This is a genomic window from Burkholderia sp. MS389 (assembly GCF_016899425.1).
Lineage (GTDB): Bacteria > Pseudomonadota > Gammaproteobacteria > Burkholderiales > Burkholderiaceae > Burkholderia > Burkholderia sola.
In genome coordinates, this window is record NZ_CP045994.1 from 1180525 (window position 1) to 1195612 (window position 15088).

13 protein-coding genes and 1 tRNA gene are annotated in these 15088 nt (G+C 66.5%); 11 read left to right on the forward strand and 3 right to left on the reverse strand.

What is annotated here, in order from left to right; all coding sequences use genetic code 11:
• Positions 1–176 precede the first annotated feature (176 nt).
• The 8 genes from lepA to nagZ all read left to right on the forward strand — a co-directional run bounded on the left by lepA (position 177) and on the right by nagZ (position 8411).
• The gene (gene lepA / locus GJG85_RS05590) at positions 177–1970 is read left to right on the forward strand and encodes a translation elongation factor 4 (RefSeq protein ID WP_089488272.1); all 1794 of its coding nucleotides are present in this window, start codon (positions 177–179) and stop codon (positions 1968–1970) included.
• Between the two features lie 16 nt (positions 1971–1986).
• Entirely contained in the window at positions 1987–2880 is an 894-nt protein-coding gene (lepB, locus tag GJG85_RS05595) for a signal peptidase I (RefSeq protein ID WP_050011465.1), read from the forward strand.
• A gap of 154 nt (positions 2881–3034) precedes the next feature.
• Positions 3035–4270: a ribonuclease III gene (rnc, locus tag GJG85_RS05600; RefSeq protein WP_050011464.1), complete on the forward strand. Its 1236-nt coding sequence runs from the start codon at positions 3035–3037 to the stop codon at positions 4268–4270.
• A gap of 60 nt (positions 4271–4330) precedes the next feature.
• Positions 4331–5230 carry a GTPase Era gene (era, locus tag GJG85_RS05605; RefSeq protein ID WP_050011463.1) on the forward strand — a complete coding sequence of 300 codons (900 nt, stop codon included), beginning with the start codon at positions 4331–4333 and terminating at the stop codon, positions 5228–5230.
• On the forward strand, positions 5217–6053 hold the full coding sequence (gene recO / locus GJG85_RS05610; RefSeq protein ID WP_006476492.1) for a DNA repair protein RecO: 837 nt from the start codon (positions 5217–5219) through the stop codon (positions 6051–6053). The genes era and recO overlap by 14 nt, the downstream gene beginning before the upstream one ends.
• Positions 6050–6826 carry a pyridoxine 5'-phosphate synthase gene (gene pdxJ / locus GJG85_RS05615; protein WP_050011462.1) on the forward strand — a complete coding sequence of 259 codons (777 nt, stop codon included), beginning with the start codon at positions 6050–6052 and terminating at the stop codon, positions 6824–6826. Before recO ends, pdxJ begins: the two co-directional genes overlap by 4 nt.
• Positions 6827–6907: 81 nt before the next feature.
• Complete coding sequence (acpS, locus tag GJG85_RS05620) at positions 6908–7366, forward strand: holo-ACP synthase (protein ID WP_050011461.1); 459 nt, start codon at positions 6908–6910, stop codon at positions 7364–7366.
• Positions 7367–7382: 16 nt separating this feature from the next.
• Entirely contained in the window at positions 7383–8411 is a 1029-nt protein-coding gene (nagZ, locus tag GJG85_RS05625; protein WP_050011459.1) for a beta-N-acetylhexosaminidase, read from the forward strand.
• A gap of 101 nt (positions 8412–8512) precedes the next feature.
• Here nagZ and GJG85_RS05630 read toward each other — a convergent pair whose 3' ends face one another.
• The 3 genes from GJG85_RS05630 to earP form a co-directional block, all read right to left on the reverse strand.
• On the reverse strand, positions 8513–9898 hold the full coding sequence (locus tag GJG85_RS05630) for a sigma-54 dependent transcriptional regulator (RefSeq protein ID WP_050011458.1): 1386 nt from the start codon (positions 9896–9898) through the stop codon (positions 8513–8515).
• 267 nt (positions 9899–10165) lie between these two features.
• Positions 10166–10723, reverse strand: a complete 558-nt coding sequence (gene efp / locus GJG85_RS05635) for an elongation factor P (RefSeq protein WP_044844759.1) — start codon at positions 10721–10723, stop codon at positions 10166–10168.
• Between the two features lie 137 nt (positions 10724–10860).
• Complete coding sequence (earP, locus tag GJG85_RS05640; RefSeq protein ID WP_050011456.1) at positions 10861–12054, reverse strand: elongation factor P maturation arginine rhamnosyltransferase EarP; 1194 nt, start codon at positions 12052–12054, stop codon at positions 10861–10863.
• 76 nt (positions 12055–12130) lie between these two features.
• Here earP and uvrC point away from each other — a divergent pair, with 76 nt between their 5' ends.
• From uvrC to GJG85_RS05655, 3 genes are all read left to right on the forward strand, one after another.
• Positions 12131–14176, forward strand: coding sequence for an excinuclease ABC subunit UvrC (gene uvrC / locus GJG85_RS05645; protein WP_050011454.1), 2046 nt, complete (start codon positions 12131–12133; stop codon positions 14174–14176).
• A 90-nt stretch (positions 14177–14266) separates the two neighbouring features.
• A complete protein-coding gene (pgsA, locus tag GJG85_RS05650; RefSeq protein WP_006482193.1) occupies positions 14267–14854 on the forward strand; it encodes a CDP-diacylglycerol--glycerol-3-phosphate 3-phosphatidyltransferase in 588 nt (195 codons plus the stop codon).
• A gap of 141 nt (positions 14855–14995) precedes the next feature.
• Positions 14996–15071: transfer RNA gene (locus GJG85_RS05655), tRNA-Gly, on the forward strand.
• Positions 15072–15088 lie beyond the last annotated feature (17 nt).

Genomic DNA, 15088 nt, shown 5'->3' on the forward strand with positions numbered 1-15088 from the left:
GTGCCGCTTCATACGGGGTTTGATCCGGCGGGCGCGCCGCCGGCTCCCGCGGGGCGGGCGTCCGAAATCCCGCCCGGCGTAAGCCTTTTCGGCTAAAATAAGCCGTTTTTTCACCGACTTACACAAGGCGTGCTCCGCAGTCGTCGAGCGCGCCTTTTTCGCTTGATCGGCACTGAATGGATCATATTCGCAATTTCTCGATCATCGCGCACATCGACCATGGCAAGTCGACACTCGCGGATCGCATCATCCAGGTATGCGGCGGCCTCGCCGACCGTGAAATGGAAGCGCAGGTGCTCGACTCGATGGACATCGAGCGCGAGCGCGGCATCACGATCAAGGCGCAGACGGCCGCGTTGTCCTATCGCGCACGCGACGGCAAGGTCTACAACCTGAACCTGATCGACACGCCGGGGCACGTCGACTTCTCGTACGAGGTCAGCCGTTCGCTGTCCGCGTGCGAAGGCGCGCTGCTGGTGGTCGACGCGAGCCAGGGTGTCGAGGCGCAGACGGTCGCGAACTGCTACACGGCGATCGAGCTCGGCGTCGAGGTCGTGCCGGTGCTGAACAAGATCGACCTGCCGGCCGCGAACCCCGAGAACGCGATCGAGGAGATCGAGGACGTGATCGGCATCGACGCGACCGACGCGACGCGCTGCAGCGCGAAGACGGGCCTCGGCGTCGAAGACGTGCTCGAGTCGCTGATCGCGAAGGTGCCGCCGCCGAAGGGCGATCCGGCCGCGCCGCTGCAGGCGCTGATCATCGATTCGTGGTTCGACAACTACGTCGGCGTCGTGATGCTCGTGCGCATCGTCAACGGCACGCTGCGCCCGAAGGACAAGATCAAGATGATGGCGACCGGCGCGCAGTATCCGGTCGAGCACGTCGGCGTGTTCACGCCGAAGTCGCGCAATCTCGAGTCGCTGTCGGCCGGGCAGGTGGGCTTCATCATCGCCGGCATCAAGGAACTGACGGCCGCGAAGGTCGGTGATACCGTCACGCACGCGACCAAGCCCGCCGCCGAGCCGCTGCCGGGCTTCAAGGAAGTGAAGCCGCAGGTGTTCGCGGGGCTGTATCCGGTCGAGGCGAACCAGTACGACGCGCTGCGCGAATCGCTCGAGAAGCTGAAGCTGAACGACGCCTCGCTGCAGTACGAGCCGGAAGTGTCGCAGGCGCTCGGCTTCGGTTTCCGCTGCGGCTTCCTCGGGCTGCTGCACATGGAAATCGTGCAGGAGCGGCTCGAGCGCGAATTCGACATGGATCTGATCACGACCGCGCCGACGGTCGTCTACGAGGTCGTGCAGAGCGACGGCTCGACGATCATGGTCGAGAACCCGGCGAAGATGCCGGAGCCCGGCCGCATCGGCGAAGTGCGCGAGCCGATCGTCACCGTGAACCTGTACATGCCGCAGGATTACGTCGGCTCGGTGATCACGCTGTGCGAGCAGAAGCGCGGCTCGCAGATCAACATGCAGTATCACGGCCGTCAGGTGCAGCTCACGTACGAGATCCCGATGGCCGAGATCGTGCTCGACTTCTTCGATCGCCTGAAGTCGGTGTCGCGCGGCTACGCGTCGATGGATTACGAGTTCAAGGAATACCGTTCGTCGGACGTCGTGAAGGTCGACATGCTGATCAACGGCGACAAGGTCGACGCGCTGTCGATCATCGTGCACCGGTCGCAGTCGCAATATCGCGGCCGCGAAGTCGCCGCGAAGATGCGCGAGATCATTCCGCGCCAGATGTACGACGTGGCGATCCAGGCCGCGATTGGCGCGCACATCGTTGCGCGCGAGAACATCAAGGCACTGCGCAAGAACGTGCTCGCGAAGTGCTACGGCGGCGACATCACGCGGAAGAAGAAACTGCTCGAGAAGCAGAAAGAAGGTAAGAAACGCATGAAGCAGGTGGGTTCGGTCGAGATCCCGCAGGAGGCGTTCCTCGCGATCTTGCGCGTCGAAGACAAATAACAGGACTGATCCTTTTATGAATTTTGCGCTGATTCTTTTTGTGCTCGTCGTCGTGACGGGCGTAGCGTGGGTGTTGGACAAACTGGTGTTCCTGCCGCGGCGTCGCAAGGCGGCCGACTCGGCGATCGAGGAGTTCGATCGCCAGCAGTCGCGCATCGACAAGCGTTTCGCGGACGAAAACGCGACGCAGACGCGGTCGAAGCTGCGTGACGAAAAGCTGCGCCAGCCGTGGTGGCTCGAGTACACGGCAAGCTTCTTCCCGGTGATCCTGGCTGTGTTCGTCGTGCGTTCGTTCATCGTCGAGCCGTTCAAGATTCCGTCGGGCTCGATGGTGCCGACGTTGCTCGTCGGCGACTTCATCCTCGTCAACAAGTTCGAGTACGGGCTGCGCCTGCCGGTCACCAACACGAAGATCACGCAGGGCAGCCCGCTGTCGCGCGGCGACGTCGTCGTGTTCCGCTATCCGAAGGACGAGTCGGTCGACTACATCAAGCGCGTGATCGGCCTGCCGGGCGACACGGTCGCGTACCAGGACAAGCAGCTGACGATCAACGGCCAGCCGGTGCCGGAAACGCCGCTGCCCGATTTCTTCGACGACGAGCGCCAGAATTACGCGAAGCAGTTCGAGGAAACGATCGGCACCAAGAAGAACGCGATCCTCAACAACCCGGCCGTGCCGCCGTTCGTGATGGGCGCATACGACTATCCGTATCGCGACAACTGCACGTACAACAGCCGCGGCGTGATCTGCAAGGTGCCGCCCGGTCATTACTTCATGATGGGCGACAACCGCGACAACAGCGCGGACAGCCGCTACTGGGGTTTCGTGCCCGACCAGAACATCGTCGGCCGCGCGTTCTTCATCTGGATGAACTTCGGCGACCTGAAGCGCATCGGTTCCTTCAACTGACCGCCTTCGATGTACACGCACGACGCGACGCACGGGCCGCGTCGCGTCGTGCCGAACGACTTTAAGAACCGGCGGTAACACCGCCTCGTCACGCCTTTTCGTGTCCGGCCGTGCCGTTTCGGCCCGACCGGGCGCCCGCGTTATACTCCTGCACATGCCCTCATCCCAGTTGGAAAGCCGGCTGCGCTACGAATTTCGCAATGCGGAATTGTTGCGCCAGGCTTTGACCCATCGCAGTCACAGTGCCACGCACAACGAACGGCTCGAGTTTCTCGGCGATTCCGTTCTGAATTGCGCGGTGGCCGCCCTTTTGTTCCAGCGGTTCGGCAAGCTGGACGAAGGTGACCTGTCGCGCGTACGCGCCAACCTCGTCAAACAGCAGTCGCTGTACGAAATTGCTCAGGCCCTGAATATTTCGGACGGCTTGCGGCTGGGCGAGGGCGAGTTGCGCAGCGGCGGGTTCCGCCGCCCGTCGATCCTCGCGGACGCGTTCGAAGCCATCATCGGGGCCGTATTCCTCGATGGCGGCTTCGAAGCCGCCCAAGGGGTCATCAAGCGCCTCTATATCCCGATTCTCGACCACATCGATCCGCGCACGCTCGGCAAGGACGCGAAGACGCTGCTGCAGGAATACCTGCAGGGGCACAAGATCGCGCTGCCCACCTATACGGTCGTCGCGACGCATGGTGCGGCGCACAATCAGCAGTTCGAGGTCGAGTGCACGGTGCCGAAGCTGGACGTGAAGGTATCGGGTTCCGGCGCGAGCCGGCGCGCGGCCGAGCAGGCCGCCGCGAAGAAGGCACTCGACGAAGTGATGGCGGCCGCGCCGATGCTGGCCGCGAAGCCGAAGCGCTCGAAAAACGCGCGTGGGTCCAAGCATGTCGAACCCGAGATCGTGCCGGGTGTGAAGGGCGTGCAGGAAGCGCTCGACCTGCGCTCGCCCGAGCGGAAGGAACGTGCGGCGGCGCGCGAGGCCCGGGCGGCCGGCGCGGTGCCGGCGGTAACCGTTGCGGCTGCTACTGCGGCTGCGGGCGTCGAGCCGGCCGTCGCGCCGATGGCCGCGATTCGCGCGGCGCATGTCGAGCCGGCAACGGACAAGGGCGAACGGGCGGCGAAGCCGGCGACCGACAAGGTGGCCGACAAACCGGCCGAGCGGGCCGACAAGGCCGCGGAAAAGCCCGCCGAGGCCGCGCCGCGCGCAGCCGACAAACCGGCCGGCCATGCGGCCGATCCGGCATCGTCGTCGGCCGACAAGCCTGCGGCGGGCGCCGATTCCGCCGCGCGCGCGCCGGCGCGCGCACGCGATGCCGCGGCGCCCGACGCCGACACGCCGCCCGGCGGCGCGAGCCTGGCTGCCGCGCAGGCGCGCGTGGCCGATGCCGACCACTGAATTGCCCATCGATCGTGCCGCGCGCCGCGCGGCCGTTTCCGAACCTGTCTCCCAAACGATATGAACACTCCCGCTCCTACCGGTTTCCGTTGCGGCATGATCGCGATCGTGGGCCGCCCGAACGTCGGCAAGTCGACGTTGATGAACGCACTCGTCGGCCAGAAGATCAGCATCACGTCGCGCAAGGCGCAGACGACCCGTCACCGCATCACCGGCATCAACACGTTCGACGACGCGCAATTCGTGTTCGTCGACACGCCCGGCTTCCAGACCCGTCACAGCACCGCGCTGAACCGTTCGCTGAACCGCGCGGTCACGTCGACGCTGACGTCGGTCGACGTGATCCTGTTCGTGATCGAGGCCGGCCGCTTCGGGCCCGACGACCAGAAGGTGCTCGACCTGATCCCGCCCGGCATGCCGACGCTGCTGATCGCGAACAAGATCGACCGCGTGAACGACAAGGCCACGCTGTTCCCGTTCATGCAGAAGGTGAGCGGGTTGCGCGAGTTCACCGAGCTCGTGCCGCTGTCCGCGCAGAAGCCGGAAGACATCAAGCGCCTGCTGGACACGATCAAGCCGTACCTGCCGGAAGGCGAGCCGATCTACGGCGAGGACGAGCTGACCGACCGCAGCTCGCGCTTTCTCGCGGCCGAAATCCTGCGCGAGAAGGTATTCCGCTGGACCGGCGACGAGCTGCCGTACACGAGCACCGTGCTGATCGACAAGTTCGAGGAGGAGGGCCGCCTGAAGCGCATCTTCGCGACGATCCTCGTCGAGCGCGATTCGCACAAGGCGATGGTGATCGGCAAGAAGGGCGAGAAGCTCAAGCAGATCAGCACCGAGGCGCGGATGGACATGGAGAAGCTGTTCGACGGCCCCGTGTACCTCGAGACCTTCGTGAAGGTGAAGAGCGGCTGGGCCGACAACGAGGCGGGGCTGCGTGCCTATGGGTACGAATGACGCGCTGACGTCGACCGAAGACGCGGTGACGGCCGGCGCGAACGACGCGCCGCTGCCGGCACCGCCCGAACCGCCGCGCAAGGCGCGGCGCGCGACGTCTCGCACGTCCGATTTCCGCGTCGCCGAGCAGCCGGCGTTCGTGCTGCACAGCTATCCGTATCGGGAAACGAGCCTGATCGTCGACGTGCTGACGCGCGACCACGGCCGGCTCGCGCTAGTCGCGAAGGGCGCGAAGCGCCCGCACTCCGCGTTGCGCGGCGTATTGCAGACCTTCCAGCCGCTGCTGCTGTCGTGGTCCGGCAAATCCGAGGTGCGCACGCTGACGGGCGCCGAGTGGGTCGGCGGGATGCTGCCGCTCGGCGGCGACGGGCTGTTGTGCGGTTTCTACGCGAACGAGTTGCTCGTGAAATTCTGCGCGCGCGAGGATCCGCAGCCGCCGCTGTTCAATCATTACGTGCTGACGCTCACGCGTCTCGCGCACGGCGAGCCCGCCGTGCAGGTGCTGCGCTCGTTCGAGCGCGTGCTGCTGCGCGAGACCGGCTATGCGATGGCGCTGAACCGCACGGTCGCGCGTCGCGCGGTCGAACCCGAGCGCCGCTACGTGTTCGATCCGGAGCGCGGCGTGCGCAATGCGGACGACGACGTGCCGTCGCACTGGCCGGTCATCACCGGGCAGACGTTGCTCGACATGGAGCAGGACGATTACCATCGAGCCCAGACGGTCGCGCAGAGCAAGACGCTGATGCGCTTCCTGCTGAACACCTATCTCGGCGGCACGCCGCTTGCCACGCGTCAGATCCTGATCGACCTGCAAAACCTATGAGCTTCTTCCTGACCACGCCCACCGCCATCGACCTCGGCGTGAACATCGACCACGTCGCGACGCTGCGCAATGCGCGCGGCACACGCTATCCCGATCCGATCCGCGCGGCGCTCGCCGCCGAAGAGGCCGGTGCGGATGCGATCACGCTGCATTTGCGCGAGGATCGTCGTCACATCGTCGACGCCGACGTGCGCGAACTGCGCCCGCTGCTGAAGACGCGCATGAATCTCGAATGCGCGGTGACGGCCGAGATGCTCGACATCGCGTGCGAAGTGCGTCCGCACGACGCGTGCCTCGTGCCGGAGAAGCGCGCGGAACTGACGACCGAAGGCGGTCTCGACGTGGCCGGCCACTTCGAGGCCGTGCGCGCGGCGTGCAAGCAGCTCGCCGACGTGGGCGTGCGCGTGTCGCTGTTCATCGACCCGGACGACACGCAGATCCGCGCCGCGCACGAAGCCGGCGCGCCGGTGATCGAGCTGCATACGGGCCGCTACGCCGAAGCGCACGACGAAGCGGAGCAGCAGCGCGAATACGAGCGTATCGTCGCGGGCGTGCAGGCCGGCGCGCGGCTGGGCCTGAAGGTCAATGCGGGCCACGGGTTGCACTACACGAACGTGCAGCAGATCGCCGCGATCGACGGCATCGTCGAACTGAACATCGGCCACGCGATCGTCGCGCACGCGATCTTCGCGGGCTGGGACAACGCGGTGCGCGAGATGAAGGCGATCATGGTCGCCGCACGCGTCGCCGCGCTGCACGGCGGCGCACGGTGACGATGCGAGGCTGCCGCGCCCCGCACGCCGTGTGCGACGCGCCTGACCCGGGCTCGCCGGGCCACTCCGGCGGAGACTGACATGGCGATCTACGGCATCGGTACCGACATCGCGCAGGTGAGCCGCGTCGCGGCCGTGCTCGAACGCACGGGCGGCCGGTTTGCCGAGAAGGTGCTCGGCCCCGACGAACTGCGCGTGTTCCACGCGCGGCGCGCACGCTCCGAGGCGCGCGGCATCGCGTTTCTCGCGACGCGCTTCTCCGCGAAGGAAGCGTTCTCGAAGGCGATCGGGCTCGGCATGCACTGGCCGATGACGTGGCGCGCGCTGCAGACGCTCAACCACCCGAGCGGCGAGCCGTACGTGGTCGCGTCGGGCGAGCTGGCCGACTGGCTGGCCGCGCGCGGCATCACGGCGCGCGTGACGGTCAGCGACGAACGCGACTACGCGGTGTCGTTCGTGGTCGCCGAGACGGACGCTGAAACGGCCGCTGAAACGGCCGCCGCGCGTGCCCCTGCACCTGTTTCCCGAACCTCCTCCTGACGGAATTCCCGATCTGATGAAAACGACTCCCGGCCCGGTCATGCTCGACGTCGTCGGCACGAGCCTGTCGCGCGACGATGCGCGGCGCCTCGCGCATCCGAATACCGGCGGCGTGATCCTGTTCGCGCGGCACTTCCAGAATCGTGCGCAACTGACCGCGCTGACCGACGCGATCCGCGCGGTGCGCGAAGACATCCTGATCGCCGTCGATCACGAGGGCGGGCGCGTGCAGCGGTTCCGCACCGACGGCTTCACGGTGCTGCCCGCGATGCGCCGCCTCGGCGAACTGTGGGATCGCGACGTGCTGCTCGCGACGAAGGTCGCGACCGCCGTTGGCTACATCCTCGCTGCCGAATTGCGCGCGTGCGGGATCGACATGAGCTTCACGCCCGTGCTCGACCTCGACTACCGGCACTCGAAGGTGATCGGCGATCGTGCGTTCCATCGCGATCCGCGCGTCGTCACGCTGCTCGCGAAGAGCCTGAACCACGGGCTGTCGCTCGCCGGCATGGCGAACTGCGGCAAGCATTTTCCCGGGCACGGTTTCGCGGAGGCCGATTCGCACGTCGCGCTGCCGACCGACGACCGCCCGCTCGATGCGATCATCGAACAGGACGTCGCGCCGTACGACTGGCTCGGGTTGTCGCTTGCCGCGGTGATTCCGGCGCACGTGATCTACACGCAGGTCGACAAGCGGCCGGCCGGATTCTCGCGCGTGTGGTTGCAGGACATCCTGCGCGGCAAGCTCGGCTTCACGGGCGCGATCTTCAGCGACGACCTGTCGATGGAGGCTGCCCGCGAAGGCGGCACGCTCACGCAGGCGGCCGACGCCGCGCTCGCCGCCGGTTGCGACATGGTGCTCGTGTGTAACCAGCCGGACGCGGCCGAAGTCGTGCTGAACGGATTGAAGGCGCGGGCTTCGGCCGAATCGGTGCGGCGCATCAAGCGGATGCGCGCGCGCGGCAAGGCGCTGAAATGGGACAAGCTGATCGCGCAGCCCGAGTATCTGCGGGCGCAGGCGCTGCTGAAGAGCGCGCTGGCGTAAGCGGACAGGGATGGCGCGCAGCGCCGTTCCGGTCGCCGGAATGAATTTGAACGCAACTAACGGTCAGATCCGACCAGCGCCCGTATTCAGGCGCCCGCCGCTCAGTTCACCTTCATCCGCTGCAACTTGTTGTACAGCGTCTTCGGGCTGATGCCGAGCAGCGTCGCCGCACGGTGGCGCGTCCCGCCGACCGCGTCGAGCGTCGCGCGGATCAGCAGATCCTCGACGTCCGACAGCGGCGTGCCGACCTTGATCTGCACGCTGCTGCCGTTCAGCGCGGCGCCGGCGGAGAAGCTGGCCTCGCCGGCACGCAGCGTCTCGATGAAGTCGCCCGATGCGTCGTACGCGAAACGCACGCGTTCCTGCAGTTCGCGCACGTTGCCCGGCCATTCGTACGACAGACAATCGCGCACGAAGCCTGGCGCCGCGCGCTTGTCGGTCGTGCTGCGGCCGGTCGCGCGCGCTTCGCGGTTCAGTTCGTCGATCTGCGCGTCCGCGATCGCGAGCGCATCGCCGTCGCGCTCGCGCAGCGGCGGCATCGTGATCGACGCCGCGTCGAGACGCAGCCACAGATCCTCGCGCAGCGTGCCGTTCGCCACCGCTTCGCGCGCCGGACGGCGCGTGGCCGCGATCAGCCGGAAATCGCTGGTGATCGAACTCGTGCCGCCGATCCGCATGAAGTTCTGCGAATCGAGCGCGTGCAGCAGCGCTTCCTGGAGCACGAGCGGCAATGCGGTGATTTCGTCGAGGAACAGCGTGCCGCCGCCGGCCTGCTCGAACAGGCCCGATTCGCGGCGTTCGGCGCCGTCGAACGCGCCGCGTTCATGGCCGAACAGCACGCTGTCGAGCGACGCGCCGTGCCGGCCGGCCTGCGCGAGCATCCGGCAGTCGAACGAGACGAACGGCCCCTTGCGGCGCCGGCTCAGTTCGTGCAGCGTGCGCGCGGCCAGCTTCTTGCCGGTGCCGGCTTCGCCCGAGAACAGCACGGCCGTTTCGGTGCGGGCGTTGTGCTCGATCATGTCGTACACGTGCTGCATCGCGTCGCTGCGACCGACGAGCGCACCGAAGCGGCCGAGATGGCGCAGCGACGCACGCAGCGACTGCACTTCGTCGATCAGTTCGTACGGGCGGGGAATCCGCGCGAGCAGGCTGCGCAGACGCGGGATGTTGATCGGCTTGAGCAGGTAGTCCCAGATGCCGTGACGCAGGCCCTCGATGGCGCTCTCGACCGTCGCGTTGCCGGTCAGCACGATTACGGGCAGCGAGCCGTTCGGCTGTTGCTGCGGCAGGTGCTGGAGCAGGTCGAACCCGCTGCCGTCCGGCAGGTTCAGGTCGACGAGCACGACGTCGGGGATCGAGCGGCCGAGCGCCGTGCGCGCTTCGGCGAGCGACGTGGCCGTGTCGACCGAGAAGCCGTCTGCGGCGAGCAGCGCGGTGAGGCCTGACAGGCTGTTGGGATCGTCTTCGACAATCAGGGCGTGTGGCATGGTGGACGCGAGTCGAGTCAAGAGAGGCGGGCTGTCGGCCAGCGGACCGCAGCCGCATGTCGGATTAAAGACTGATTTTATGCCCCACCGAACGCGTCACGCGCATTATTTCTCCGGCGCTATAAAACAGTTACCGATGATACAAATTGAATATCTTTACCGGTGGCTTTTGTGCTGCTTCCGGCGCCGAGTTGTGGCAGCTGTTGACGCCAGACAAACAAAAAGCGCCCCGAAGGGCGCTTTGTTCGATGCGGGTATCGCCGACGATTACGCGCGGCTGCGGTATTCGTTCGTGCGCGTATCGATTTCGATCTTGTCGCCGGTGTTGCAGAACAGCGGCACTTGCAGTTCGAAGCCGGTCGCCAGCTTCGCGTTCTTCAGCACCTTGCCCGACGACGTGTCGCCCTTCACGGCCGGTTCCGTGTAGGTGATTTCGCGAACGAGGATCGTCGGCAGTTCGACCGAGATCGCCTTCTCGTTGTAGAACACGACTTCGCAAGCCATGCCGTCTTCGAGGTAGTTCAGCGCTTCGCCCATCATTTCGGCTTCGACTTCGTACTGGTTGTAGTCGGCGTCCATGAACACGTACATCGGGTCGGCGAAGTACGAGTACGTCACTTCCTTGCGGTCGAGCACGACGACGTCGAACTTGTCGTCAGCCTTGTAGACCGATTCCTGACCTGCGTTCGTCAGCAGGTTCTTCATCTTCATCTTGACGACGGCCGAGTTACGGCCCGACTTGTTGTATTCCGCCTTTGCGATGACCCATGCTTCGCTGCCGATCTGCACGACGTTGCCTACGCGGAGTTCCTGTGCGGTCTTCATAAAAACTGTCCTGATCCAATCAAATAAATAGGTGCCTGAGCGTTGCGCAACGGCTGACGGCGCAAGCGGCGGGGCGTTCCGGGGGGCGCCAAGCGCCCAAACGCGAGCGCTTGCGTGGTCAGCCGTCGGATAACCGCTTATTTTAACTGAGATTTTGCGTATTCCGCCAGCTTTCCCGCGAGATCGCCGACGGCCGAGAGCGCGTCGGCCCAGCGGCGTGCATTGGCGTGCAGCGCGGCGCGATGTTGCCAGAAATCGGCCCAGTCGGGCGTGCCGGCGCCGTTCCATGCATGCCAGAACCGTTCGAGCGCCACGCGCGGCGCATCGGCGAGGCCGGCCGACAGGTGCGCGAGCGCGGCGTCGAGCTTGGGCAGGTGCACGTCGTCGGCCTGCGGGTAGATGTGCCACACGAACGGCTTGCGCGCCCATTGCGCGCGCACGAACGAATCCTCGCCGCGCACGAAATTGAGATCGGCGACCCACAGCAGCGGGTCGTAGTCGGCCTGCGGCACGAACGCGAGGCCATGGGCGGTCAGGTTGCCGCTGTGCACGTGGGCGCCCGCCTCGAACGCTTCGACCCCGAAAAACCGCGCGACGGCGGGCGACAGCCGCCCGACCGGCACGAGCGCAACGACCGTCGACGGACCGTCGCGCCACTGCGCGAGCAGTGCGTCGACGGCCGGGTTCTCGTAGGCGAACAGGCTGACGACCGTCGTGCCGGGCGCCGGCGGCGGGCCGCCGGTCGCGCGCTGCCACCACGCGGCGCGCGCTGACGGATCGGCGTCGAAGGCCGCGCGGCGCGTGTCGAGGTCGCGCTCCTTCGGCACGCCGCCGGTCCCGGCCGACAGGCCCGGGAAGAAGAACGTCTTCAGCAGCGGGTAGCGCGGATGCGGCGACGGCCGCAAATGGAAATCGGCGACCCAGTCCTCGGCGCTCAGGTACTCGAGGTTGATCCACACGGGGCGCCGCGCGCGCCGCGCCATCGCCGCGAGATACGGGCCGGGCAGTTCGCACGCGAACGCCTCGATCACGACATCGGCGATGTCCAGCGCGTCGCCGACTTCCGCGTGCCAGTGCTCGATCACGATCGCATCGACCGTTTGCCGCCCCGCGTCGGGATCGACTTCGGGCAGCAGGCGCGCGAACGTGTGCAGGTCGTCGACGAACAGCCGAACCTGCCAGCCGTGCTCGTGCGCGAGCTGGCGCGCGACGCGCCAGCACACGCCGATGTCGCCGAAATTGTCGATCACCGTGCAGAAGAGGTCGCAGGCGATCGGTTCGCCCGGCGCGAGCGGGACGGCGGAGAGGGGGGCAGCGGCGGGGTGTGGCATCGAAGCGGGCGGGTGAATGCTCTAAACTGGCGATTCTAATAGACCCGTTCCGCGTTACAAGGCGCCCGGATCACGCATGACATCCCCAGAAGCCTCCGATACTCCGTTCGAACCGAAGAAGATCCTTGCGCAGTTGCCGCACATGCCGGGCGTCTATCGCTATTACGACACGGCGGGCGCCGTGCTCTACGTCGGCAAGGCGCGCGACCTGAAAAAGCGCGTGTCGAGCTATTTCACGAAGACGCAACTGTCGCCGCGCATCGCGATGATGGTCACGCGCATCGCGCGCATCGAAACGACGGTCACGCGCTCGGAAGCCGAAGCGCTGCTGCTCGAGAACAACCTGATCAAGGCGCTCGCGCCGCGTTACAACATCCTGTTTCGCGACGACAAGTCGTATCCGTACCTGAAGCTCACCGCGCACCGTTTTCCGCGGATGGCGTACTACCGCGGCTCGGTCGACAAGCAGAACCAGTACTTCGGGCCGTTCCCGAGCGCATGGGCCGTGCGCGAGAGCATCCAGATCCTGCAGCGCGTGTTCCAGTTGCGCACCTGCGAGGATTCCGTCTTCAACAACCGCACGCGGCCGTGCCTGCTGCATCAGATCGGGCGTTGCACGGCGCCGTGCGTCGGCGCGATCTCCGGCGAGGATTACGCGGTCGACGTGTCGAACGCCGCGCGGTTCCTGCTCGGCCGGCAGTCCGAAGTGATGAAGGAACTCGAGCAGAAGATGCACGCGTTCGCGGCCGAGCTGAAATTCGAGCAGGCGGCGGCCGTGCGCAACCAGATGAGCTCGCTCGCGACGGTGCTGCACCAGCAGGCGATCGAGGTCGGCAGCGACAGCGACGTCGACATCCTGGCCGTCGTCGCGCTGGGCGGACGCGTGTGCGTGAACCTCGCGATGGTGCGCGGCGGCCGGCACCTCGGCGACAAGGCGTATTTCCCGACGCATGTCGAAAGCGCACTGACGCTCGCCGAGGGCGGTCTCGGCGAAGAGGCCGAACCGGTGGAGGCGGTCGGTGCGACGGTCGGCTCGACGGTCGATGCGGTGCCCGATCAGGCTGCGGAAGAGGCCGGCGGCGCGCGCGGCGCGGCCGCAGCGTCGGTCGAGGCCGAGGTGCTCGATGCGTTCATCGCGCAACACTATCTCGGCAACCGCGTGCCGCCCGTGCTCGTCGTCAGCCATGCGCCGGCGAGCCGCGACCTGCTGGAGCTGCTGTCCGAGCAGGCCGGCTACAAGGTGTCGCTGGTGCGGCAGCCGCAGGGACAGCGGCGCGCGTGGCTGTCGATGGCCGAGCAGAACGCGCGGCTCGCGCTCGCGCGGCTGCTGTCCGAGCAGGGCTCGCAACAGGCGCGCACACGCGCGCTGGCGGACACGCTCAGCTACGACAGCGACGATCTGGCGACGCTGCGGATCGAATGCTTCGACATCAGCCATACGATGGGCGAGGCGACGCAGGCGTCGTGCGTCGTCTATCACCATCACAAGATGCAGTCGAGCGAATACCGCCGCTACAACATCACGGGCATCACGCCGGGCGACGATTACGCGGCGATGCGGCAGGTGCTCACGCGCCGCTACGAGAAGATGGTCGAGCAGGCCGCGCAGGCGGCGGCCGCCGACGAAGCGGCCGGCATCGACGGCGAATCGACGCGCGAGGCCGAAGCGTCGAGCCTGCTGCCGAACATCGTGCTGATCGACGGTGGCAAGGGGCAGGTCGAGATCGCGCGGCAGGTGTTCACCGAGCTCGGCCTCGACACGTCGATGCTGGTCGGCGTCGCGAAAGGCGAGGGGCGCAAGGTCGGCCTCGAGACGCTCGTGTTCGCGGACGGCCGCGCGCCGCTCGAACTCGGCAAGGAGAGCGCCGCGCTGATGCTCGTCGCGCAGATCCGCGACGAGGCGCACCGCTTCGCGATCACCGGCATGCGGGCGAAGCGGGCGAAGGCGCGCCAGACGTCGCGGCTCGAGGAGCTCGAAGGCGTCGGCGCGAAGCGCCGGCAGCGGCTGCTCGCGCGCTTCGGCGGGCTGCGCGGCGTGGTGGCCGCGAGTGTCGAGGAACTGGCGAGCGTCGAAGGCATTTCGCGCGCGCTCGCCGAGCAGATCTACAAGCAGCTTCACTGACGCGGCCGTGCGGCCGGCGGCGTTGCCAGCGTTCTTGTGGCAGGCCGGTCGACACGGCACAATTGCGAATCCTTTACTGTCCCGCATGCCATGCCGTTCAATTTCCCGATTTTCCTGACGTGGGTACGGATCGTGCTGATTCCGCTCGTCGTCGGCGTGTTCTATCTGCCGGACACGGTGATGGGCGGCGCGCACCGCAATCTCGCGGCGGCGGCGATCTTCATCCTCGCCGCGCTGACCGACTGGTTCGACGGCTTCCTCGCGCGCAAGTGGAACCAGACGTCGTCGTTCGGCGCGTTTCTCGACCCGGTGGCGGACAAGCTGATGGTCACGGCCGCGCTGCTGATCCTCGTGCAGATTTCGCGGGTCGACGCGGCGATCGCGCTCGTGATCGTCGGTCGCGAGATCGCGATTTCGGCGCTGCGCGAATGGATGGCGCAGATCGGCGCGTCGAAGAGCGTCGCGGTGAACCAGCTCGGCAAGTTCAAGACCGCGTGCCAGATGGTCGCGATTCCGATGCTGCTGTTCTACGGGCCGCTGCCGCTCGGCATCGTGACGATCGATACGCGCGTGTGGGGCGAGTGGCTGATGTACCTGGCCGCGGTGCTGACCATCTGGTCGATGCTGTACTACATGAAGCTCGCATGGCCGCAGATTCGCGAGCGCGGCGGCGCGTGACCTGCTGCGCCGGTTCGGCAGCGGTTTTTGTAAAAAGGGTTGGAAAAGCCCTTGACACACGAATGTGCCTTCGACATAATCTCGCTTCTCCGCTGCACGACGAATTAAGTGTGTGACGGGGAAGCAGTAGCGCAGCAATACGCGGGAGTAGCTCAGTTGGTAGAGCGCAACCTTGCCAAGGTTGAGGTCGCGAGTTCGAGACTCGTCTCCCGCTCCAGATTTTTTTCTGGCAGC

What these genes read in the sequence shown, in the direction of transcription:
- recO (WP_006476492.1), top strand. Translation starts at nt 5,217, where the DNA reads ATGGGTACGAATGACGCGCTGACGTCGACCGAAGACGCGGTGACGGCC.
- nagZ (WP_050011459.1), top strand. Translation starts at nt 7,383, where the DNA reads ATGAAAACGACTCCCGGCCCGGTCATGCTCGACGTCGTCGGCACGAGC.
- lepA (WP_089488272.1), top strand. Translation starts at nt 177, where the DNA reads ATGGATCATATTCGCAATTTCTCGATCATCGCGCACATCGACCATGGC.
- era (WP_050011463.1), top strand. Translation starts at nt 4,331, where the DNA reads ATGAACACTCCCGCTCCTACCGGTTTCCGTTGCGGCATGATCGCGATC.
- pdxJ (WP_050011462.1), top strand. Translation starts at nt 6,050, where the DNA reads ATGAGCTTCTTCCTGACCACGCCCACCGCCATCGACCTCGGCGTGAAC.
- rnc (WP_050011464.1), top strand. Translation starts at nt 3,035, where the DNA reads ATGCCCTCATCCCAGTTGGAAAGCCGGCTGCGCTACGAATTTCGCAAT.
- pgsA (WP_006482193.1), top strand. Translation starts at nt 14,267, where the DNA reads ATGCCGTTCAATTTCCCGATTTTCCTGACGTGGGTACGGATCGTGCTG.
- acpS (WP_050011461.1), top strand. Translation starts at nt 6,908, where the DNA reads ATGGCGATCTACGGCATCGGTACCGACATCGCGCAGGTGAGCCGCGTC.
- efp (WP_044844759.1), bottom strand. Translation starts at nt 10,723, where the DNA reads ATGAAGACCGCACAGGAACTCCGCGTAGGCAACGTCGTGCAGATCGGC.
- GJG85_RS05630 (WP_050011458.1), bottom strand. Translation starts at nt 9,898, where the DNA reads ATGCCACACGCCCTGATTGTCGAAGACGATCCCAACAGCCTGTCAGGC.
- uvrC (WP_050011454.1), top strand. Translation starts at nt 12,131, where the DNA reads ATGACATCCCCAGAAGCCTCCGATACTCCGTTCGAACCGAAGAAGATC.
- lepB (WP_050011465.1), top strand. Translation starts at nt 1,987, where the DNA reads ATGAATTTTGCGCTGATTCTTTTTGTGCTCGTCGTCGTGACGGGCGTA.
- earP (WP_050011456.1), bottom strand. Translation starts at nt 12,054, where the DNA reads ATGCCACACCCCGCCGCTGCCCCCCTCTCCGCCGTCCCGCTCGCGCCG.